This window comes from Arthrobacter sp. NPDC080082, assembly GCF_040686595.1.
Lineage (GTDB): Bacteria > Actinomycetota > Actinomycetes > Actinomycetales > Micrococcaceae > Arthrobacter.
Genome location: NZ_JBFBKQ010000001.1, coordinates 210,021 through 230,914, shown reverse-complemented (window position 1 = coordinate 230,914; position 20,894 = coordinate 210,021). Strand labels below are relative to the sequence as shown.

Below are 20,894 nucleotides of genomic sequence, written 5' to 3'. Positions count from 1 at the left end.
TTGGGCGCGTGACCTAGGCTGAAGCTATGTCCGAACTGCTGCCCGCGCGCGAACCGGCACGGAAGCTCGCCTTGCGGCCCTACGCCCGGGCCGTAGCGCAGGTGCTGCGGGTCAGTTTCCGCGCCTCGCCCGCCGCCGTCGTCATGAAGGTGGCCGGCTCGTTGATCTCGGCGCTGTTGCCGCTGGTCACCACCTACTTCGCCGCGCTGACGACGACCGCGCTGGCCGCGGCCTACGCGGGCAACGCCGCCGCCGGGCAACAGGCGATCGTCTACGTCGTCGTTACCGCCGCCCTTGGCCTGTTCTGGGGCGCGTTCAGCAGCGTGGACCGCTACATCCAGCAGCTGATGAGCTTCCGGGTCGGCGCGATCGTGGGCGACCTGATGTACGAACGGTTCCTGGCCCTGGAATTCTGGCGCTACGACGACAAGGAAACCGTGGACCTCTACGACCGGGCCAAGCGGTTCTCCGACTCCTACGCCCGGGTCCTGGACCGGATTGCCGCGATTTTCACGCAGCTGGTCTCCGTGGTGCTAGCGATCGGCGCACTCTGGCTGGTCAGCTGGTGGATCGCCGTGATCGTGCTGGTGGCGATCGTGCCCAGCGTCTACCTGCAGTTCAAGCTCTCCCGGGAGCAGATCGCCCACTGGAACACCCAGGTGGATTCGCGCCGGCAGCGGCGGATGATCGAAACCAACCTGCTGCGGCCCCAGCACATCGCCGAGATGCGGCTCTATGGGATCGTCGGCTACCTGATGGGACTCCGGTCCCGGCTCCGCGACGCCGACGAGAAACGGCGGCTGGACTTCCAGAAACGCTACATCCCGCGCCAGCTCGCGGCGGACGCGCTCCAGTACGGCGCCGAGGTGGTGGCGTTGATCTGGGTCGTCGGGCAGATCATCGCCCGGGCCCAGCCGGTCGGCCAGTTCCTGTACGTCCAGCAGATCGTCAGCCGCGCCCTGTCCACGGCGAACAACCTGGTCTCCTCCCTGAGTTCCATTGACGAGGACCTCGCCAACCTCAAGGACTACGAGCTGTTCATGGCGCTACCGGTGCACTCCGAGCACGCGCCGCCGCTGCTGCGGGCACCCCGCACCGTGGAACTGCGGGATATCCGCTTCACCTATACCGGCAGCGACCTCGAAGTCATCAAGGGCATCTCGCTGACCATCCGGCAGGGCCAGCACGTCGCGATCGTGGGGGAGAACGGCGCCGGCAAGTCCACCCTGATCCGGATCCTCGCCGGGCTGTACCACCCCGACTCGGGCCAGGTGCTGCTGGACGGCGTCGACCTCGCCGCCGTCGACGTCACCTCCTGGCACCGCCACCTGGCGGTGCTCAGCCAGGAGTTCCTGAAGTACGAGTTCGCCACCGCCGCGGAGAACATCCGCTTCGGCGACGTCGACGCCCCGCGGGACGACGCACGGATCCGCCGGGCAGCGGCAGACGCCGAGGCGCTGGACTTCATCCTCAAACTCCCCAACGGCCTGGACAACCACGTCAGCAACTGGATGGAGGACCCCCGCGGGCGCAAGGGCAGCGGCCTCTCCGGCGGGCAGTGGCAGCGGCTGGCCATGGCCCGGAACTTCTACCGGGACGCCGCCTTCATGGTGATGGACGAACCGACGTCGGCGATCGACGCGCTGGCCGAGCACCGGATCTTCACCCGGCTGTTCGCGGACCGGAGCAGCACCATCATCGCCATCAGCCACCGGCTCGCCACGATCGAGAAGGCCGACGTGGTGTACATGCTCGAGGACGGCCGCGTGGTCGAGCAGGGCACCCACAAGGACCTCGTCGCCCTGCGCGGCCGCTACTTCCGGATGTTCGAATCGCAGTTGAGTGACGCCGACGCCGGCTGACCTCCAAGAGGGGAGGACCGCAGGCTGCCCCACCGCACGGCTCAGTCTCCAGAAAGGATCGTGGTGCGGACCGTCGCCACGGCGGGCCGGGCAGGGACGCTGCTGAAGCCGAAGGTTACCGCCGGCCGGATCGGCACCAGCGCGCCCTGGTCTTCGCCGTCCCAGCGGACCCGGGCGTCGTTGATCCGGTGCAGGTCGGTGACGCCGTAGAACTCCCGCCTGCCGTTCCCGGCGGTGCCGGCGGTCCGGGCGCCGGGGCTGAGCAGGGCGGCGAGGGGGTTGATCGCGGTCAGCCAGGCCGGGTGGACGGCGAGGCGGTGAGGGACCGCCCGGAGCCCGATGCCTGTCACCGTGCGGGTGCCGATGCCTGCCTCGATTGCCAGGGGACCGGCGGCGACGGTGAGCCGGCCGCCGTCGAGCCCGGCGTCCACGTCCACAATCTGCACTTGGTCGAACTGGTAGGTGGCGGCGACAAACTCCGCCACCGCCGCGGAGGGGGCCAGCAGCAGCCGCCGTCCGGTGGCCTCCTGGACCATCACATCGGCGAAGGCGCCCAAGGGGGAGGAATGCCAGATGCCGATCACAGCACGGAAACCGGACGCGGCGCCAATCCCGGCGATGTGTCCGTCAAAAATCCAGCGCTCGGCCATGATTAGTGCCCGGCCACGGTCAGAGCGGTCCATACCCGACGGCACCGCGGGGGTCACGCCAGGTAGCCAGGTCTGCTTCCACCGCGGCACGGAGGCTCGGGTCCGTGCCGATCCTGCGGCGGAAGGATTGCCGCCCGCGGCCCAGGACCACGGCGGGGACCAGAATGCAAGCCGCCAGGAGCGCGACCATCAGGACGTAGGCGCCGGCCACCGCGGCCAGCGTTGAGCCGCCCCGGGCAGCGATGCCGGGGGAGACGAACCCCAGGATGGCTCCGAGGACTACGGCCAGCACCGCGACCATCATGATGCCGCCGCGCGCCGACCCCGGGCCGCGGGTGACCAGGCTGGCGCCGGCGTCCGGCAGCGTTGCGCGGACCCGTTTCCAGGCCACGATGCCCGGCACCGCCAACAGCACTCCGGCCGCGCCGAGAGCCAGGACCCAGGCGGGGTTTCCGGACAGGGCCGAGATGAAGGCCCCCGCCAGCAGCAGCACGGGTCCGGCGGCGATGGCAGCGCTCCAGGCCGCGGCCCGGGCTGCCTGCGCGTCGGCTAACTGGCGCAGGCGGGACGGGGCGTTCGGCGGGCTGACCCGGGCCAGTTCCGGCGAGGCCCAGTGGTCCAGGGGATGCTCGGGTCGGTCCCGGGCGAACGTTGACGGATCGGTCATGCCGGCTGCAGGCCGAGGCCCCTGCGGAGGCTGGAGTCCAGATCCTCTAGGCGGAGGGGGACCGCCTCGCTGCCGTCGTCCCCGGCGCGGAGTTCGAGGGACCCGTCCGGGTCCGCCTTCACGTGCACGGCGTGGGAGGCGCCGTCCGGGAGATGGCGCCGGAGGGTGGCCGCGGCAGGCCGCCCGTCCGGCGACGCGCCCAGGTAGAAATTCACCATCTCGACGGCGGTAACGATCATGCCCTCGGCATCGGTGAGCGGTCGCAGTTCGTGCACCCCGTATTTGCTCAGGCTGAGGATCAGGGCGCCGTCGGCGGAGCCGAAGAGGAAGTACACGTGGTCGGCCTGGGGGGTGACCAGTGCGATTTCCAGCCACGCATCGGCACCGGCCAGTGCGGCCGCCACGCTGGCGGCCTGCCCGACCGGCACCAGGGCGTCGGCCTCGACGGTCATCAGCCCCCGTTCCAGGAGCGTGCTGACCCCTGCCTGTTCCAGCGGCGCGCCGGCGGCATGGTCCAGCCGGAACAAGCGCTGGCACATCAGAGCCGCGTCGGTGCCCGCCAAAGCGACCAGGGCGATCAGTTCGTGCTCGGTGATAAGCAGGGGTGCGTCGTCTTGCGCGGTCATGACTGCCTTTCGGGCGACGGGTCTGGGGATTGGGTGGTGCCGCGGGTCTCTGTCTCTGGTCCCAGTCTAGGGAGAAGGGGGGATGGGCGGCTCAGGTGAGCCAGCCCCACACCTTTTTGGCGCCGTCGGCCACGGCGTCGGCGACATGCGTGGCGCCGTCGCCGATCATTTCCGAGGCTGAGCCGTAGCCCAACTTGCTGGCGAGCAGGCCGGCCCCGCCCCAGGCGACCCCGGCGACGGCAAAGAAGGGTCCCGCCACCGGAACGAAGCTGCCCGCGGCGAGGATGGTGGAGATGCCGCCGTCGATCTTCATCCCGGTGTTGTCCGTCGCTATTCCCTGCGCCAGTTGCAGGCCGCCGGTGATGATGCCCAACCCGCCGGACAGCCGCCCCAGCAGGGAGGTGCCGTTGAGGAGTTGGGTGCCGCGGACGTAGCCGGCTTCGGCGGCCTGGCCGTACTGGGCGCCGAGCATGGGCCAGTTGGTCAGCTTCGTGACCAGCCCGCCCTTGGCCATGGTGTCCAACAGTTTGTCCGCGTAGAGCCCGGCCGAGGTGACGGCAGCGTTCCCTGCCAACCACGGTGCCCCGCCGGCCCCGGCGATGATCGTCTCGAGGCCGGTTTCCTGCCCGGTGCCACCGGCACTGCCGGAGGCGCTGCCGGCGGGAGTGCCGGGGCGGGAGGTGCCTCCGGTGCCGGGGGTTCCCGCGGTTCCACCCTGCGCGCTGGCCGCCTCCTGCTCGTTGGCCTGGGTGAGGAGGAGCTTCGAGGCCTCCGCCAGCGACTGCGAGGCCCTGCTGAGGAGCGGCTTCAGGGTGCCGCTCCACTCGCTGCGGAACCGGCCGGCATCGGCGCCCTGCCAGGCGGCTCCCGCCACCAGGGAGTTGATCCGGCGCTCGGTGTCGGAGAGCCGCGACCCGGACAGCCCCATGGACTTTGACAAGGACCGCAACTGCTCGACGTCGGCGCCGTAAAGGCCAGGGGCCATGGATGGTCCTCCAGGAAGGGATGAATGGGGGCTGGTGTGACCCCAGCGTAGGGGACAGGCCCGCGGGACCGCCATGGGCAGCGCTGCCCATGGCGGCCGGCCGCAGGCATCCCGGGCCGGGCCTGGGATAACCTAGAGCAGTGACTTACGAGATTGAGATTGGCCGAGGCAAGCGTGGGCGTCGTGCCTACTCCCTGGATGACATTGCGATCGTCCCCAACCGCCGTACGCGTGACCCCAAGGACGTCTCCGTTTCCTGGCAGATCGATGCCTACAAGTTCGACATGCCGGTGATCGCCGCACCCATGGATTCGGCCATGTCGCCGGAAACCGCCATCGCTCTCGGCCGTCTCGGCGGCCTCGGCGTCCTGGACCTCGAAGGCCTGTGGACCCGGTACGAGGATCCGCAGCCGGTGCTGGACCAGCTGGCGGCCCTCGAAGCGGAGGACAGCTCCACCGCCGTCACCCGCCGCATGCAGGAGCTGTACCAGGCGCCGATCCAGCCCGAACTCATCACCTCCCGGCTGGCCGAGATCCGCGCCGCCGGCGTCACCGTCGCCGGGTCCCTGACCCCGCAGCGGACCCAGGAGCACTACAAGACCGTGCTGGCAGCCGGCGTCGACATCTTTGTTATCCGCGGCACCACGGTCTCCGCCGAGCACGTCTCCAAGGACCACGAGCCGCTGAACCTCAAGCAGTTCATCTACGAGCTCGACGTCCCGGTGATCGTCGGCGGGGCCGCCGGCTACACCCCCGCCCTGCACCTGATGCGCACCGGCGCCGCGGGCGTCCTGGTCGGCTTCGGCGGCGGCGCCACCACCACCACGCGGCGCGCCCTGGGCATCCACTCGCCGATGGCCTCCGCCATCTCCGACGTCGCGGCCGCCCGCCGCGACTACATGGACGAATCCGGCGGACGCTACGTCCACGTGATCGCCGACGGCGGCATGGGCACCTCGGGCGACATCGTCAAGGCCATCGCCATGGGCGCCGACGCCGTCATGCTCGGCAGCGCCCTCGCCCGCGCCGAAGAAGCCCCCGGCCGCGGCTGGCACTGGGGCCAGGAAGCCCACCACCTGGAGCTGCCGCGCGGCGACCGGGTCAACGTCGGCACCGTCGGCCCGCTCGAGGAGGTTCTCTTCGGACCTGGCCACCACACCGACGGCACCGCCAACCTGGTCGGCGCCCTGCGCCGCTCGATGGCGACCACCGGCTACTCGGACCTGAAGGAATTCCAGCGCGTCGACGTCGTCGTCTCGCCTTACGCCGGGAACTGAGCCGGCGTAGGGGGTAACCGGTCCGCCGTCCTGCCCCTGCCCATCCGCCGAACTTGGACGTAGTGTGGTGCACTACGAGGTTTGATCCGGATGGAGGCGTGAGATGAACAGTTTTCCCGGTGGTGCTCCCAAGGCCGGAGGCGCGCTCGGACCCGACGAGCGCGAAGCTTCCCTGGCCGCGTTGCGGGCAACCGCGGAGCCCGGCAAGGAACTCGACATCCTCATCGTCGGCGGTGGCATCGTCGGCGCCGGCGCCGCGCTGGACGCGGTCACCCGGGGGCTGAGCGTCGCCATCGTGGAGGCCAACGACTGGGCCGCAGGAACCTCCAGCCGGTCCTCGAAACTCATCCACGGCGGCCTGCGCTACCTGGAGATGCTCGACTTCGCCCTGGTCAAGGAGGCGCTGCACGAGCGTGGCCTGATCCTCTCGGTCCTGGCCCCGCACCTGGCCCGTCCGGTCCCGTTCCTCTACCCGCTGACCAAACGCTTCGTGGAACGGCCCTACGTCGGCTCCGGCATCGCCCTGTACGACGCCATGTCCATCACCGGCGGGCACAGCCGCGGCGTCCCCTTCCACAAGCACCTGAGCCGGCGGGGAACGCTGCGGGCCGCCCCCAGCCTGAAAAACGACGCCTTCGTCGGCTCCATCCGCTACTACGACGGCCAGGTCGACGACGCCAAGTACGTCGCGAACCTCATCCGGACCGCCGCCTACTACGGCGCGCATGCCGTGAACCAGATGGCCGTTGTGGACTTCCTCCGGGAGGGCGAGCGGGTGGTCGGCGCCAAGGTAGTCGACCACGAGGACGGCTCCAGCTTCAACATCCGCGCCAAGCAGGTCATCAACGCCACCGGGGTGTGGACCGACGAGACCCAGGCCATGGTCACGGACCGCGGCCAGCTGAAGGTCCGCGCGTCCAAGGGCATCCACCTGGTGGTGCCCCGCGACCGGTTCCAGTCCACCGTCGGACTGATCCTGCGGACCGAGAAATCGGTGCTGTTCGTCATTCCCTGGGGCCGGCACTGGATCATCGGCACCACCGACACCGACTGGAACCTGGACAAGGCGCATCCTGCGGCCTCCAGCAAGGACATCGACTACATCCTCGAGCACGTCAACAAGGTGCTGAAGCGGCCGCTGACCCGGGAGGACGTCGAGGGCGTCTACGCCGGCCTGCGGCCCCTGCTGGCGGGGGAGAGCGACTCCACCGCCAAGCTCTCCCGGGAACACATCGTGGCGCACCCGGTACCCGGCCTTGTCGTCGTCGCCGGCGGCAAGTGGACCACCTACCGCGTGATGGCCAAGGACGCCGTGGACGAGGCCACCCGCACCATGGACGAACGCGTCCCGCCGTCGTGCACGGAGTCCATCCCGCTGCTGGGCGCCAGCGGCTTCAAGGCGGCGTGGAACAAGCGCAGCCGGATGGCCGAGGAGACCGGGGTGCACGTGGCCCGGGTCGAACACCTGCTCAACCGGTACGGCTCGATGGCCCCGGAAGTCCTGGCCCTCATAGCAGAGAACCCCGAGCTTGCCGAGCCGCTGCCCGGGGCCGACGACTACCTGGGCGCCGAGGCGGTCTACGCGGCCAAGTTCGAGGGCGCCCGGCACGTGCAGGACGTCCTGACCCGCCGGACCCGGATCTCGATCGAGGCCTGGGACCGCGGTGTGTCAGCCGCGCCGGTAGTCGCTAAACTCATGGGTGAAGTTCTCGGCTGGAGCGATGCGCAGCGCGAGAGCGAAATCAAGCACTACCTGGCCCGGGTGGACGCCGAACGGCTCAGCCAGGAACAGCCGGACGACGAATCCGCCGACGCCGCACGGCTGGGTGTGGAGGACATCGTCCCGTTGCGCTGACCCGGGCGGGAACGGCCCCAGCCGGCCGGCGTGCACGAAGCCAAACCGAAGGGACAGCTCTTGGCGGAACCACTGGACCGGTACGATGCCGACCTCACCACGCCGCAGATGGTGATCCTGGAGCTGGACGCCGCCGACAAGTACGACGCCTCCGCCCAGCTCGCGCAGCGGATGTTCGAGGCGGGCCGGATCTCGGACCTGGAGGGCTTTCTCTCCCATGTCAACGCCCGGGAACACCAGATGGCCACCGGCCTGCCCGGCGGCGTGGGGCTGCCGCACGCCCGCAGCGAGTTCGTTTCCCGCACCTCGATCGCCGTGGGCATCACCAAGTACGGCAAGGCGCTGGACTTCGGCGCCGCCGACGGTCCAGCCACCGTGGTGCTGCTGATCGCGACGCCGGCGAGTTCGTTCTCCGACCACCTTGAGGTCCTCGCCACGCTGGCCCGCTCCCTGTCCAAGGAATCCTTCCGGGAGTCCCTGCGCCGGGCCTACGACCCGGAAGTCATCGCCGAACTGATCAACTCCTCCCTGGTGTTCTTCGACCACTAAGAGTGGGGCAGGCCCTTTCGTGTCGACTTCGTCGCCACGCAGGGACCGGGCTGCTCCACTCTAGGGGCAGCCGGGACTCCCAGGCCCGTTTCGGTCTTCTACAGGCGGACGAAGTACGGTTAAGGGGTGTTGAAAACCGCCCTCAAACCCCGCTGGATCGCCGGCCTGGTCTTTGCGCTGGTGATCTCGGGGGTCTTCGTGCTGCTGAGCCAGTGGCAGTTCGGCCGCTCCACGCGGTCCGAGGCGCCGGTTTCCACCGCCACCGAAGACCCGAAACCGCTGACCGCCGTCCTCAAACCCGGCGAGTTCTTCCCCGGCACCGCGGCCGACCAGGTGGTTACCGCCACCGGCCACTACGACCCGCAGAAGCAGGTCCTGGTCCCCGGACGGGTCAAGGACGGCGCCAAGGGGTACTGGATTGTCACCGGCTTCGCCGTCCAGGGGGCCCCCGTGCTGATCGGTGCCGGCGGAAGCCCCGAAACCTGGCTGGCCGTTGCCCGCGGCTGGGTTGCCGATCCCGCGGACGCGGCCGCGCCGCCCTCGGGCACCATCGCCCTGACCGGGCGGCTGATACCGTCCGAGGCACCCGTCCCCAACACCGACCCGGGTCCCGGCCGGGCGACCGCCGTTTCCACGGCCGAGCTGATCAACGTCTGGAATGTCAGCAGCTACCCCGGCTTCGTCGCCGCCAGCGCCGAGCGCGCCGGCGGGGCCAACGTCGCCGTTGCCGCGCCGGCGAAGGCCCTGGACATCGGCCCCCAGCCGCCGCAACAGAGCATCAACTGGCTGAACCTCTTCTACGCCGCCGAATGGGTGGTGTTCGCCGGGTTCGCCCTCTTCATCTGGTGGCGGCTGGTCAAGGACGACTACCGCCGGGATCTCGAGGACGCCCTCGACGAGCAGGAACGCGAGCAGTCCGAACGACAGGACCCGCCGCACCCGGACACCGACACCCCGTCCACCCACACCACCACCGACCCGAGAGTGCAATCATGATTGAGCCCAAACCGGCCATCGACCCGCAGCAGCCCGCCGGACCGGGACGACCCGCCGGCAAGAAGCGCCGCTTCGGCGGAACCGAGGCCCAGATCCGCTCCGCGCTGAAGTTCTACAAGGTGTTGGCCTACCTCACCGGTTCCATGCTGCTGCTGTTGTGCGCCGAGCTGATCGCCCGCTACGTCTTCGGCCAGTACCTCTTCGCCGGCGGCACCAACGCGGTCACCGGGCAACCGTTCGGCTTCGGGTTCGCCGACGCCGACCCGGCCGGCGTTATCGGCGGCGTCAACGTCTCGGTCACCGTGCTGATCGTGCACGGCTGGATGTACGTGGTCTACCTGATGTCCAACTTCCGCCTCTGGTCCCTGATGCGCTGGCCCTTCGGCAAGATGATCATCCTGGCCCTCGGCGGCGTCGTGCCGTTCCTCTCGTTCTTCGTGGAGAAGAAGTTCCACGCCGAGGTCGAAGCCGAACTGGCCGCCAACCCGCAGGCACCACAGCGCTATTAAGCCCTTTCTCGGCCCCCGCGCCGCCGCAGACCGTCCGCCACGGTTCGCCGCTGACCTTCACCGGCCGCGCGTGACGCGGCCGGCCTGTGAGTTCGCTTACCCGCCGCACCGCGAATGTGCGGGGGAGCGGGGGCGCAAAGTAGGCTAGAGGGGTGACCACACCCACTGCATCCCAGACGTCCCAAAGGCCGGTCCTGGTTGTTGACTACGGTGCCCAGTACGCGCAGCTGATTGCCCGCCGCGTCCGGGAAGCGAATGTGTATTCGGAAGTTGTTCCGCATACCTACAGCACCGAGCAGCTGCTGGCCAAGAACCCCGCCGCGATCATCCTCTCCGGTGGCCCGTCCAGCGTTTACGCCGAGGGCGCCCCCGGCGTGGGCGCAGACCTGTTCGACGCCGGCGTCCCGGTCTTCGGCATCTGCTACGGCTTCCAAGCCATGGCGAACGCCCTGGGCGGCAAGGTGGCCCGCACCGGCCTTCGCGAGTACGGCGCCACGGAGACCACCGTCCTGGGTGAGGGCCGCTCCATCCTCGAAGGCATGCCGCAGCACCAGAGCACCTGGATGAGCCACGGGGACTCCGTGCACGAAGCGCCGGAGGGCTTCGAGGTCCTGGCCACGACGGCCGGCGCCGACGTCGCCGCCTTCGCCAACGAGGAGAAGTGCCTCTACGGCGTGCAGTGGCACCCCGAGGTCAAGCACTCCGCCTACGGCCAGCAGGTCCTGGAGAACTTCCTCTTCAAGGGTGCCAAGCTGGAACCGAACTGGACCACCGGCAACATCCTTGAGGAGCAGGTCGCCCGGATCCGCGAGCAGGTCGGCGACGCCCGGGTCATCTGCGGCCTCTCCGGCGGCGTGGATTCCGCCGTGGCGGCCGCCCTGGTCCAGCGCGCCGTCGGCGACCAGCTCACCTGTGTCTTCGTCGACCACGGCCTGCTGCGTGAAGGCGAAGCCGAACAGGTGGAGCGCGACTTCGTCGCCGCCACCGGCGTCAAGCTCTACGTCGCCAATGAGCAGGAACGCTTCCAGGCCGCCCTGGCCGGTGTCAGCGACCCCGAGACCAAGCGCAAGATCATCGGCCGCGAATTCATTCGTGCCTTCGAGGAGGCCGAGCGGGCAATCGTCGCCGAGGCGGCAGCGCACGGCGACAAGATCAAGTTCCTGGTCCAGGGCACGCTGTACCCGGACGTCGTCGAATCCGGCGGCGGCGAGGGCGCGGCCAACATCAAGAGCCACCACAACGTCGGCGGCCTGCCCGAGGACCTGCAGTTCGAGCTCGTCGAACCGCTGCGCGCCCTGTTCAAGGACGAGGTGCGCGCCGTTGGCGCCCAGCTCGGCCTGCCGCAGGAAATCGTCGGCCGCCAGCCCTTCCCGGGCCCCGGCCTCGGCATCCGCATCGTCGGTGAAGTAACGAAGGAACGCCTCGACCTGCTGCGCAAGGCCGACGCGATTGCCCGCGCCGAGCTGACCGCCGCCGGCCTCGACAACGAGGTCTGGCAGATGCCCGTGGTACTGCTGGCCGACGTCCGCAGCGTCGGCGTGCAGGGCGACGGCCGCACCTACGGCCACCCGATCGTGCTGCGCCCGGTCTCCTCCGAGGACGCCATGACCGCGGACTGGTCGCGGCTCCCGTACGACCTGCTGGCCCGGATCTCGAACCGGATTACCAACGAGGTCGACGGCGTGAACCGGGTGGTGCTGGATGTGACCAGCAAGCCGCCGGGAACCATCGAGTGGGAATAGCCTTGTAAAGGGCCGGCCTCTCCGGAGGCCGGCCCTTGGCGTTTAATCCTCCGGCCGGTGGAGAGGAATCGACCGCACTATTTTGGCCCCTGCCAGTGTTGCGGCCCCTCCCGGCGGGCCGATCCGGGCTACGCTCGAAGGCATGCCGGTATGGTCCAGGGCGTTCCGCGCGAACACAGAAACCGTGAGCACAGAAAAGAAGGCAGAAGTGTCAGTTGGTCAAGGCCACCCCGAAGGCTCCGAGGAGTTCAGGAAATGGCTGTCGGGACTGAAGCCCGTCACGGGCCCCGACACGATGCTGCGCTTCACAAAGACGCCCGAGGGTTCCATCGACCTGACCCATGCCCACCCGTCGGGCCTGGCGCAGCTGATGGCCGGGCGGCGCACGCGGCTGTCCACCCTCATCCGTGACCGCCAGCAGTACGTCGTGGCGGCGCGCGCCTCCCGGAACCTGCGCTCGAAGATCTTTGAGCTGGCCAACGACCGGGGCATCGACGCGGGGTACCTCTCGGCCGGCACCGTCGTCTGGACCTCGGCCGTCGGCGGGAAGCCGCAGCGGGTCTCCGCTCCGGTCATGCTCACGGCCGTGTCCCTCACGGTCCGTCCCGGCGAAGACGACTACGAGCTGCAACTTACAGAGCAGGCCCGGATCAACCCGGCACTGGTCCGTCACCTGAAGACCATCCACGGCATCGTCTTCGACGTCAACGCCGTGACGCGGATGGCCTACAGCACCGCCCGTTTCGACCCGCTGCCCGTCCTGGACCGGCTCGCGACACTGATCCAGCCGATCCACGGCGCCGAGGTGGAGCACAACCTCCTCGTCTCCACCTTCGCCGATCTCTCCGGCAACCTCGACGACCCGTGGATCAACCCGGAGAACAAGCTCATTGCCGCCCTTGGCCGCGTGGCGGCAGGCGACTCCGTGGAGGTACCCGAGCTCAAGGACGGCCGCTTCGCCAGCACGGACGAGCGGAACCCCGCCGATGAGCTTCTGCTCCTCGACGCGGACTCCGACCAGCAATACGTGGTGGATGCCGTCCGTGCCGGCGACTCCCTGGTGGTCAGCGCCCCTCCGGGAACCGGACAAACCCAGACCGCGATCAACACCATCGGCGCCCTCGTCGACGAGGGCAAAAGCGTGCTGGTGGTGGGGGACCGCCGCGCCAGCCTGGGCGAGGTCTCCGCGCAGCTCGAAGCCCTGGGCCTGGACTCGATGCTGGTGCAGCTGGCCGGGAGCACCACCCCGCTCCAGCTCAAGGGCCAGCTGGTGCGCGCGATCGTGCGCAACGAGAAGTCCCTCGAACCGCAGCTGAAGAACCTGCACGCCACCCTGACTGAGCACCGGCACGCGCTGATGGACCACGTGGCCTCCCTGCACAACGTGCGGGAGCGCTGGGGCTGCTCCCCGTACGAGGCGATGCAATCGCTCGCGGCCCTGACCGCGATCCATCCCGCCCCGGCGACCACCGTCAGGCTCAAGCGCAGCGTCCTTGATAACATCCGCGACCGCGCGGAACTGGCCGAGCGGCTGCGGCGAGCCGCGGAACTGGGCAGCTTCAGCCGGGCCTCGACCCTGAGCCCGTGGCACGGCGCCCGTTTGCTGACCCGCAAGGAAACCCAGGAAGCGCAGCAGGTGGCGCGCTCTGTCGCGGAGAAGCTGCCGAGGCTCCGCGACCGTATGAACGAGGTCGCCGAGCACGCCGAAATCCGGCTGGGGGACACCTTTGCCGAGTGGGGCGACCAGATCGACCTGCTGGTCGCCGTGCGGGGAAGCCTGGACAAATTCACCCCCGACATCTTCGACCGTCCGGTCCACGACCTGATCTCGGCCACTGCTTCCTCGTCGTGGCGACGGGAGCGCAGCATTGATATGCCCTCCATGCAGCGGTCGCGGCTGCGGCGGGTCGCGAAGGAGTACGTCCGGCCCGGCGTCCACATTGCCGACCTGCACAGTTCGCTGGTCCTGGTGCAGGAGCAGCGGGCGGCGTGGTCGGGGTACGCCACCACGCAGCGGCACCCCGCGGTGCCGTCCGGGTTGGGCGAGCTGTCGGGGCTGTACCGGGAACTGGACGGCGAGCTCAAGGACCTCGGCGAGGCCGTCAGGTATACCCGCGACGGCGGCGACGTGCAGAATACGCCGTACCCGGAGCTGCTCGACCGGCTGACCCGCCTGGTGGCGGACACCGGCACCCTTGAGACCCTGCCCGAACGCACGCTGCTGATTGAAAACATGCGCGAGCACGGCCTGGGTGAGCTGCTGGCGGATCTTGCCGAGCGTGAGGTCTCCGCGGACTCCGTCGCCGCCGAACTCGAGCTCGCCTGGTGGCAGTCCGCGCTGGAGGCGATGATCAGCGGGGACGACTACCTCGCCATGTCCGACGGCGATGCCCTCCGGCAGCTGGAGGCGGAATACCGCCTCGCGGACAACGCCCATATCGCCAGCGGCGCTGCCCGGCTCCGGTGGAAGCTCGCGGAGCGCTGGCGGGCGGCGCTGGCAGAGCACCCGCGGCAAGCCGAACTGCTGCGGAGCCTGCTCAAGGACGGCCGGGTCACGCCGGCGGCGCTCACCGCCCAGTCTGCCGAACTCATCCCCATGCTCGTGCCCGTCTGGTCCATCAGCCCGTACCTGATGACGAGCCTGCTGCCCGCCGAACGGCACTTCGACGCGGTGGTGATCCTCGACGCCGAGGCGACCTCCCTGCAGGCAGTGCTCCCCGCGGTCGCGCGGTCCCGCCAGGTTATTGCCTTCGGCGATGACAGGATCGCCAGCCCGCGAACCTTTACCGTGGGTGTCGAGCGGCTCGCGGCGGGAGAGAGCTCCCACCACCGCGTCGATAGCGCCTACCAGAGCCTGGCGGCGGTGCTGCCGGTGCGCAGGCTCCGGACCGTCTACCGAGCCGTGGACGAGGATCTGGTCCGGCAGCTGAGTAAGAACTTCTACGGCGGCGAACTCCGGCGGCTGCCCGAGGGGCAGTCCGCAACCGGGCTGGACCGCGCCCTCACGGTCGAATACCTGCCGGACGGAACGGGTCTCCCAAGCGCTGACCAGGACGGCGTCGAGTCCGTCCTGGCCGAAGTGAACCGGGTTGTGGAACTTGTCTTCGACCACGCGAGGCTGCGTCCGAGGACCTCCCTCGCCGTCGTCACCGGCAGCCTGCGGCACGCCGCCCGGATCGGCGAGGCCATCCGACTGCAGCTGCCGAACTACCCGCTGCTGGCGGGCTTCTTCACCGCGGGCACCGAATCGTTCCGCGTGGTCGACCTCGAACGGGCGCAAGGCCTGGTCCGCGACCGGGTGATCTTCTCGCCCGGTTACGGCCGCACGCCGCACGGCCGCGCGCTGCACAGCCTGGGGCCCCTGTCCGTCGAAGGCGGCCGCGCCAAGTTCGCACTGGCGATGACCCGTGCCCGGCGCTCCCTCCACGTGCTCACCTGCTTCCGGCCCGAGGATCTGGACAGCTCCCGGCTGAGCCACGGGGCCGTTGACTTCTACGAGCTGATCGACCGGGAGATTGCCGGCAACTCGGACCTGGGCAGCCCCGCGTCCCGCGCCGCCGCCAGCGAGCAGGCGCTAGGTGCGGACCCGTTGGTCACGGACCTCGGCGACAGGCTCCGCGCCCGCGGCGCCCGCGTCTGGCACCAGTACGACGGAGCCCTGGACATGGTGGCGGCTGCGGATCCACTGCACACGATTGGACAGGACGACGCCGACATCCCGCGTCCGGTGGCCATCGAATCCGACGGAACCGAGCGTTACCGGCGGATGACCGTCCGCGAACGCAGCCGGCTCCGGCCGCAGCTGCTGGAACGCCTGGGCTGGCGCTACATGGCGCTGTGGACCATCGAGGTCTTTACCGATCCCTCCGTGTGCGCGGACCGGATTGGCGGGTACCTTGGATTGGAGAAGCCGGTGGCGTCCTCCCGGATCGGGACCGCTCCGGGCTTCTCGGACGACATGGAAAGTTTCGGGCTCGAGAGCGCCCGGGACGCGTATGCGGCCACCGGCCAGGCGCCCACCGCCTGGGCCGCCGCGGCGCACCAGCAGGAATTTACGAGCAGTACTAAGGAGGCGGACGTGACCAGTCACCAGAGCGCCGCAAACGACAACCGGAACCATCCCGGCGAAGCCCACGGGGAACCCGCCACGGCGGCCACCATCGATACCGACAGGGCAGCCCGGGCCGGGGAGGGCCGGAGTGCCGGTACCCCGGATCAGGACGCGGACCGGACTGCAGCCAGTGCTTCCGGTCAGCCGTCCCGGGCCGAAGGCGCCGCTGCACACAGCGCGTCCCCGGCAGGGATCCTTCCCACCAAAGCCGCGGAGGATGATCCCCGACGCTGGGGCGACGAGCCCGGCGGGTATGACCACGACGCCTGGCTGCAGGAACAGAAGCCGCCGCACTGGGGCTGACACCAGGGGCGGGGCAGCGCCGGCGCGGGACGGTGAGCAACAGCACGCCCGCAGCGTGACTACGGCCCACCGGGACCAACGAGGACAAAAAATAACTGTCCCTGCGTCGACGCGCCGGCAAGCTTCCTGGACTGCTCGGGGTCGGCCGCAACCACCATCAGCCCGTCCGTATCGCCGACGTCGAGCCATTGCCCGGACCTGCCGCCACGGGCGGAGGTCCAGAGCACCGGGACGCGCGCGGCCAGAATCTCCGACGTTGCCGCCTGCTCAAACCCATTGCCGCCGGTCAGCACGATGTTGACCAGCTGACCGGGGGAGACCAGCTGGATCGAGGCGGGATCAGCCATGCGCAACGGTACGGCGGCGGAACCGGGTGGGCTCCCGGTCAAGAGGCCGGGTCCGACAAAGAACGATGAGCTCAGCAACTGCCCCCGGCTCAACGCGATGCCCAGCTGCTGCCCCTCGGCCGTCGACGGGTCAATGGCCGCGTCAGGTAAAACCCCCGGCGGAACCTGGACTGCGTTGAGATCCCCCGGGGCGAGGAGCCGCCCCGCCGGAAGATCCCCGGCCGCGGCCCAGGCCGTGACCGTCGGCGGGGGAGCGGGAGTAAGCTGCTGGACTGCGAGCCCGGCGGCCAGGCACAACAGAAGGGCGGCGATCAGCCTGCGGTTGCGCCCCACCCAGCGACGGAGGCGACGTGGGGAGGACCGGCGGGAGGTAAGTAAGCGTCCTCCCGCGGGCCGGCCCACAACGGATGGGCCGCGGGCAGTCCCGGTACGAAAGAAGTGAAGCCTTGCTGGTGCCATGGCTTCACGGTAGGAGCCTGAACGCGGCGGGCTTAGCCCCGGTCCGGGCTATGTGGACAAGCTACAGCGGGAAGCTGCAGGTGCCTTAGTTGGCGGCGGCGGTCGGAGCCGCGGCCGGGGTGGCAGCCGGTGCGGCGGGCGCCACGGAGCTGCCTTTGGAATCGCGGGAATCGGTCCGGTAGAAGCCGGAGCCCTTGAAGACGACTCCGACGCTGTTGAACTTCTTGCGCAATGTTCCCTGGCACTCCGGGCAGGTCGTCAGCGATTCATCGGAGAACGACTGCACGGTCTCGAAGGCGTGGTTGCAGTCCTTGCAAGCGTAGGCGTACGTGGGCACTGGGTTCCTCCTCTAGGACAAACGAGCAGGTCCCGTACTGCGTCCCTCCCGTCCGCTCCTTGAGGGGCGGCTGGCTCGGGGAGCCAGGGGATTAGCAGTCACAGGGCCTGAGTGCTAATTCTATCACCGCGCGAACAAGTGGAAGAATATGCGGCGTCAGCGGCTGGCGACTGTGGGAACAAGGCCGTCGGGCGTGAGTGCGGCCCCGACCTTCCGGTCGAAGACTTCGACGGGGATGGTGCCCGCGGGCAACACTTCATCGGCGTAGACGACGCCGGCAGTCGGCACCGGGTGGCTGCCGTCGTTCCCGGGCAGGGCCGAGAGGGCGGCGAGGAACTTGTCGTAGTAGCCGCCGCCCTGGCCGATCCGGTTTCCGTCGAGGTCCACCGCGGTGGCGGGAACGAAGATTCCGGCTGCCCCCGCCACGGCATCGGTGCCAAGCCGTTCCCCGATTGGTTCCTGAAGCGGCGCGTACCGGCTCCGCGCGTATTCGCTCTGCGGCGTCCACACCACCCAGCTCAGTTCCAGGTCCGGCTCGCAGACGGGAAGCAGCACCCTATGCCCGGCGTCGTGCAGGGCCTCCAACAGGGGAAGAGTCGGCGGCTCCGAGCCGACCCCCAGGTAGGCGGCGAAGGTGCCTGTTCCGCCGTCGGTAAGCGACGCCGCCCACGCGGCGCCGTGCACGGCCAGGGCTGAACCGGCCGCCGAGCGCGCCGCCGGCGTCATTGCCGCCCGACGCTGCCGGTGCCGGGTGCGGATCGCTTCCTTGGTGTCCCTGTCGCGCGCTTCCATGCAGTGGCTCCTTCGCCTCGCCGGCCGGGCAAACACGCCGCAGCCGCACCGTAAGGGCAATTACCTGATGTTTGCCCCCTCGGTTAGATTAGTCGGGTGAAGACACCTAACGCCTCCGTCCGCAAGGCCGTCATCCCCGCAGCGGGCCTCGGCACCCGCTTCCTTCCCGCCACCAAGGCGATGCCGAAGGAGATGCTGCCCGTCGTCGACAAGCCGGCCATCCAGTACGTGGTCGAGGAAGCCGTCAAGGTGGGCCTCAACGACGTCCTGATGATCACCGGGCGCAGCAAGCGGGCCCTTGAAGACCACTTCGACCGGGTCCCCACCCTGGAGGCGACCCTCGAAGCAAAGGGTGACACCGCCAAGCTCGAGTCCATCCAGGCCGCCAGCAACCTCGGCGACATCCACTACGTCCGCCAGGGTGACCCGATGGGCCTCGGCCACGCTGTGCTGCGTGCGAAGCAGCACGTCGGCTACGAGCCGTTCGCCGTCCTGCTCGGTGATGACCTGATCGACGCCCGCGACGAACTGCTGAGCACCATGATCGAGGTGCAGGCCAAGACCGGCGGTTCGGTCGTGGCCCTGATCGAGGTCGATCCGTCCCAGATCAGCGCCTACGGCTGCGCCGACGTCGAGGCCGTCGACGGCGAAGACTACGTGCGCATCAACCACCTCGTGGAGAAGCCCGACGTCGAAGACGCGCCCTCCAACCTGGCGATCATCGGCCGTTACGTCCTGCACCCGGCCGTCTTCGACGTGCTGGAGCGCACCGAGCCCGGCCGCGGCGGCGAGATCCAGCTCACCGACGCACTGCAGGAACTCGCCGCCGGCGAGGGTGAAGGCTACGGCGTGTACGGCGTCGTCTTCCGCGGCCGCCGCTACGACACCGGCGACAAGCTGAGCTACCTGAAGGCCTGCGTCCAGCTGGCCTGCGACAGCGAAGACCTGGGCCCGGGCCTGCGGGAGTGGCTGCCGGGCTTCACCGCCGGGCTGACGCACTAGTCCCGTGGGGGGCAGCTTCACCTGGCCGGTCACGCTGGAGAGCGGCGACCTGGTCCTGCGGCCGATCCGGTACCGTGACCGCCGCGAGTGGAGCGCCCTCCGCGCCCGGAACGAGCAGTGGCTGGCCCCCTGGGAGGCGTCCAACCCGGCTCCCGGGGGCGGCCTGCCCAACTACCGGCAGATGGTGAGTTCGCTGAAAGCCCAGGCGGCACAGGCGACGGCCCTGCCGTTCGTGATTGCTGCCTGGACGCCGGGACACCGGGAACCCGTCATTGTGGGGCAACTGACCGTCTCCTCGATTGTGTGGGGCTCGGCCATGATGGCCACGCTGGGGTACTGGGTGGACCAGGACCGGGCCGGGCAGGGCATCGCGCCCACCGCGGTGGCCATGGCCACGGACCACTGCTTCCGCACCCTCGGGCTGCACCGGATGGAAATCAACATCCGGCCGGAGAACGGTCCCAGCCTGCGGGTGGTTGAGAAACTCGGCTTCAGGGACGAGGGGTATCGGCCCCGGTACCTGCACATCAACGGCCGCTGGGCGGACCACCGCAGCTTCGCGCTGACGGCCGAGGAGGTCCCCGAGGGCCTGCTGGGCCGGTGGCTCCGGGAGGGCCCGGTACGCCGGCGGGAAACGCCGTCCTGACCTGCGTTTTCGTCACGTTGGGCAGTTTCTCCGGCCGCGCCGCGACACACCGCCGCTAATGCGGTCCGCCACGCCCTCAAGCTCTTACGGTTTTGAGTGTGGACTTCCCTCTCAGCAGCTCAGTGATCCTTGTCGTCGCTGTTGCGCTCTGGATCGTATGGGTGGCTCCCTACATGCTCCGGAACAGCCGCCAGCTTCGGCCGGCTGGAGACTTCCTGATGGACGCCGCGGACGTGGAACGAGCCGACCCCCAAGCCGGAAACGTCGTGGCCATGACGTCACCGCAGGAGAAACCGATGACCAGTACGCAGCGCCCCGCCTCCGCCCCTTCGACGCCGGACGCGGCGTCCGCCCCGGCGTCGATGAAGTCCGCCCGGCCCTCGAGGCTTCCGGCAAACTCCACGTTCCGCATCCGGTACGGCCGCCTGGCGCTGGCGTTGCTGGCGGTGGTGTCTCTCCTGACCGGTGTCGTGTCCGGAGTGCTCCGGCTCTTCGGTCTGGGCTCCGGCTGGTTGCCGGTCCTGACCCTGCTGGCCGCGGTCGCCGCCGTCGTACTCCTTCGTTCCCTCGCCGTCCGTGACCGTCGCCGCAAGGTTGAGCGCGCGTTCCGGTCGGCCATGGCCCCGCCCCGCCCGGCGCGGCCCGCGCCTGCCGAGCACCCCACTGCCGTCCCCTCCGACGCTCCGGCAAAGGACAGCCCCCTGTTCGACGCCGAAGCCGACGCCGGGCCGGTCCGTCCCGCAACGCTGACCGCCGCCGAGCTGCGGCAGGCCGCCCTGGCCGAGGCGGCCGCGTCCGGTGACACCTCCGTCCACCAGGTCGGCGACCCCGCCTCCCCCGAGGGCGCCAGCTGGGAACCGGTACAGGTGCCCAAGCCGACCTACGTCGAGGCCCCCAAGGCCGAACGTGCGGCCCCGGAACCCCTCGACCTCCCCGCCGCACCGAAGGCCGTCGGCAAGCCGTCGCTGAAGCAGGCCTCCGTGCGCGGCGCCGAGGAGGCTGCCGCGTCCAAACCCCAGGGCAAGGGCCAGAGCGCACTGAGCAACCTCGACGACGTCCTGCAGCGGCGCCGAGCCTGAGTCCACGCAGGAAGCCCCGGATCCACCACCACGGTGAATCCGGGGCTTTTTGGCTTTTCCGAGTGGGGTTGGTGCCCGCGCCGGTGCGTCGGTTGGCGTT

General features: G+C 69.6%; 18 protein-coding genes. 11 read left to right on the top strand and 7 right to left on the bottom strand.

The genetic code is table 11. The features are described from left to right. The first annotated feature begins 26 nt into the window (after positions 1–26). Complete coding sequence (locus AB0O44_RS01020) at positions 27–1,862, top strand: ABC transporter ATP-binding protein (RefSeq protein WP_364133216.1); 1,836 nt, start codon at positions 27–29, stop codon at positions 1,860–1,862. A 41-nt stretch (positions 1,863–1,903) separates the two neighbouring features. On the opposite strand, the gene AB0O44_RS01015 is transcribed toward AB0O44_RS01020, so the two are convergent. From AB0O44_RS01015 to AB0O44_RS01000, 4 genes are all read right to left on the bottom strand, one after another. Further along, the gene (locus AB0O44_RS01015; protein ID WP_364133213.1) at positions 1,904–2,512 is read right to left on the bottom strand and encodes a hypothetical protein; all 609 of its coding nucleotides are present in this window, start codon (positions 2,510–2,512) and stop codon (positions 1,904–1,906) included. A gap of 19 nt (positions 2,513–2,531) precedes the next feature. Beyond that, positions 2,532–3,179 carry a hypothetical protein gene (locus tag AB0O44_RS01010; protein WP_364133210.1) on the bottom strand — a complete coding sequence of 216 codons (648 nt, stop codon included), beginning with the start codon at positions 3,177–3,179 and terminating at the stop codon, positions 2,532–2,534. Continuing rightward, complete coding sequence (locus AB0O44_RS01005; RefSeq protein ID WP_364133208.1) at positions 3,176–3,805, bottom strand: hypothetical protein; 630 nt, start codon at positions 3,803–3,805, stop codon at positions 3,176–3,178. Before AB0O44_RS01005 ends, AB0O44_RS01010 begins: the two co-directional genes overlap by 4 nt. Before the next feature lie 91 nt (positions 3,806–3,896). Next, positions 3,897–4,790, bottom strand: coding sequence for a hypothetical protein (locus AB0O44_RS01000; protein WP_364133205.1), 894 nt, complete (start codon positions 4,788–4,790; stop codon positions 3,897–3,899). Positions 4,791–4,930: 140 nt separating this feature from the next. Here AB0O44_RS01000 and AB0O44_RS00995 point away from each other — a divergent pair, with 140 nt between their 5' ends. The 7 genes from AB0O44_RS00995 (at position 4,931) to AB0O44_RS00965 (ending at position 16,132) form a co-directional block, all read left to right on the top strand. Further along, positions 4,931–6,067, top strand: a complete 1,137-nt coding sequence (locus AB0O44_RS00995; RefSeq protein WP_290255852.1) for a GuaB3 family IMP dehydrogenase-related protein — start codon at positions 4,931–4,933, stop codon at positions 6,065–6,067. Positions 6,068–6,170: 103 nt separating this feature from the next. Beyond that, on the top strand, positions 6,171–7,922 hold the full coding sequence (locus AB0O44_RS00990; protein ID WP_290255851.1) for a glycerol-3-phosphate dehydrogenase/oxidase: 1,752 nt from the start codon (positions 6,171–6,173) through the stop codon (positions 7,920–7,922). A gap of 60 nt (positions 7,923–7,982) precedes the next feature. Then, entirely contained in the window at positions 7,983–8,471 is a 489-nt protein-coding gene (locus tag AB0O44_RS00985; protein WP_290255850.1) for a PTS sugar transporter subunit IIA, read from the top strand. A gap of 126 nt (positions 8,472–8,597) precedes the next feature. Then, entirely contained in the window at positions 8,598–9,467 is an 870-nt protein-coding gene (locus AB0O44_RS00980; protein ID WP_364133202.1) for an SURF1 family protein, read from the top strand. Continuing rightward, positions 9,464–9,976 (top strand): DUF3817 domain-containing protein, encoded by a 513-nt coding sequence (locus AB0O44_RS00975; protein ID WP_290255848.1) that lies wholly within the window; start codon positions 9,464–9,466, stop codon positions 9,974–9,976. Before AB0O44_RS00980 ends, AB0O44_RS00975 begins: the two co-directional genes overlap by 4 nt. A 152-nt stretch (positions 9,977–10,128) precedes the next feature. Next, complete coding sequence (guaA, locus tag AB0O44_RS00970) at positions 10,129–11,718, top strand: glutamine-hydrolyzing GMP synthase (protein WP_364133200.1); 1,590 nt, start codon at positions 10,129–10,131, stop codon at positions 11,716–11,718. A gap of 208 nt (positions 11,719–11,926) precedes the next feature. Then, complete coding sequence (locus AB0O44_RS00965) at positions 11,927–16,132, top strand: DUF4011 domain-containing protein (RefSeq protein WP_364133198.1); 4,206 nt, start codon at positions 11,927–11,929, stop codon at positions 16,130–16,132. Between the two features lie 59 nt (positions 16,133–16,191). On the opposite strand, the gene AB0O44_RS00960 is transcribed toward AB0O44_RS00965, so the two are convergent. The 3 genes from AB0O44_RS00960 to AB0O44_RS00950 all read right to left on the bottom strand — a co-directional run bounded on the left by AB0O44_RS00960 (position 16,192) and on the right by AB0O44_RS00950 (position 18,067). Continuing rightward, a complete protein-coding gene (locus AB0O44_RS00960; RefSeq protein WP_364133195.1) occupies positions 16,192–16,938 on the bottom strand; it encodes an RcpC/CpaB family pilus assembly protein in 747 nt (248 codons plus the stop codon). 85 nt (positions 16,939–17,023) lie between these two features. Continuing rightward, positions 17,024–17,275 carry an FmdB family zinc ribbon protein gene (locus AB0O44_RS00955; RefSeq protein WP_290255844.1) on the bottom strand — a complete coding sequence of 84 codons (252 nt, stop codon included), beginning with the start codon at positions 17,273–17,275 and terminating at the stop codon, positions 17,024–17,026. A gap of 156 nt (positions 17,276–17,431) precedes the next feature. After that, the gene (locus AB0O44_RS00950; protein WP_290255843.1) at positions 17,432–18,067 is read right to left on the bottom strand and encodes a 5-formyltetrahydrofolate cyclo-ligase; all 636 of its coding nucleotides are present in this window, start codon (positions 18,065–18,067) and stop codon (positions 17,432–17,434) included. Positions 18,068–18,163: 96 nt separating this feature from the next. Between AB0O44_RS00950 and galU the strand changes: the two genes are divergently transcribed. The 3 genes from galU (at position 18,164) to AB0O44_RS00935 (ending at position 20,794) form a co-directional block, all read left to right on the top strand. Then, positions 18,164–19,069: a UTP--glucose-1-phosphate uridylyltransferase GalU gene (galU, locus tag AB0O44_RS00945; RefSeq protein WP_290255842.1), complete on the top strand. Its 906-nt coding sequence runs from the start codon at positions 18,164–18,166 to the stop codon at positions 19,067–19,069. Positions 19,070–19,073: 4 nt separating this feature from the next. After that, on the top strand, positions 19,074–19,715 hold the full coding sequence (locus AB0O44_RS00940) for a GNAT family protein (protein WP_290255841.1): 642 nt from the start codon (positions 19,074–19,076) through the stop codon (positions 19,713–19,715). Positions 19,716–20,011: 296 nt separating this feature from the next. Beyond that, on the top strand, positions 20,012–20,794 hold the full coding sequence (locus AB0O44_RS00935) for a hypothetical protein (RefSeq protein ID WP_364133189.1): 783 nt from the start codon (positions 20,012–20,014) through the stop codon (positions 20,792–20,794). Positions 20,795–20,894: the final 100 nt, after the last annotated feature.

Coding starts and splice junctions, on each gene's coding strand:
- AB0O44_RS01020 (WP_364133216.1), top strand. CDS start 27: ATGTCCGAACTGCTGCCCGCGCGCGAACCGGCACGGAAGCTCGCCTTG.
- AB0O44_RS01015 (WP_364133213.1), bottom strand. CDS start 2,512: ATGGCCGAGCGCTGGATTTTTGACGGACACATCGCCGGGATTGGCGCC.
- AB0O44_RS01010 (WP_364133210.1), bottom strand. CDS start 3,179: ATGACCGATCCGTCAACGTTCGCCCGGGACCGACCCGAGCATCCCCTG.
- AB0O44_RS01005 (WP_364133208.1), bottom strand. CDS start 3,805: ATGACCGCGCAAGACGACGCACCCCTGCTTATCACCGAGCACGAACTG.
- AB0O44_RS01000 (WP_364133205.1), bottom strand. CDS start 4,790: ATGGCCCCTGGCCTTTACGGCGCCGACGTCGAGCAGTTGCGGTCCTTG.
- AB0O44_RS00990 (WP_290255851.1), top strand. CDS start 6,171: ATGAACAGTTTTCCCGGTGGTGCTCCCAAGGCCGGAGGCGCGCTCGGA.
- AB0O44_RS00975 (WP_290255848.1), top strand. CDS start 9,464: ATGATTGAGCCCAAACCGGCCATCGACCCGCAGCAGCCCGCCGGACCG.
- AB0O44_RS00960 (WP_364133195.1), bottom strand. CDS start 16,938: ATGGCACCAGCAAGGCTTCACTTCTTTCGTACCGGGACTGCCCGCGGC.
- AB0O44_RS00950 (WP_290255843.1), bottom strand. CDS start 18,067: ATGGAAGCGCGCGACAGGGACACCAAGGAAGCGATCCGCACCCGGCAC.
- AB0O44_RS00935 (WP_364133189.1), top strand. CDS start 20,012: ATGACCAGTACGCAGCGCCCCGCCTCCGCCCCTTCGACGCCGGACGCG.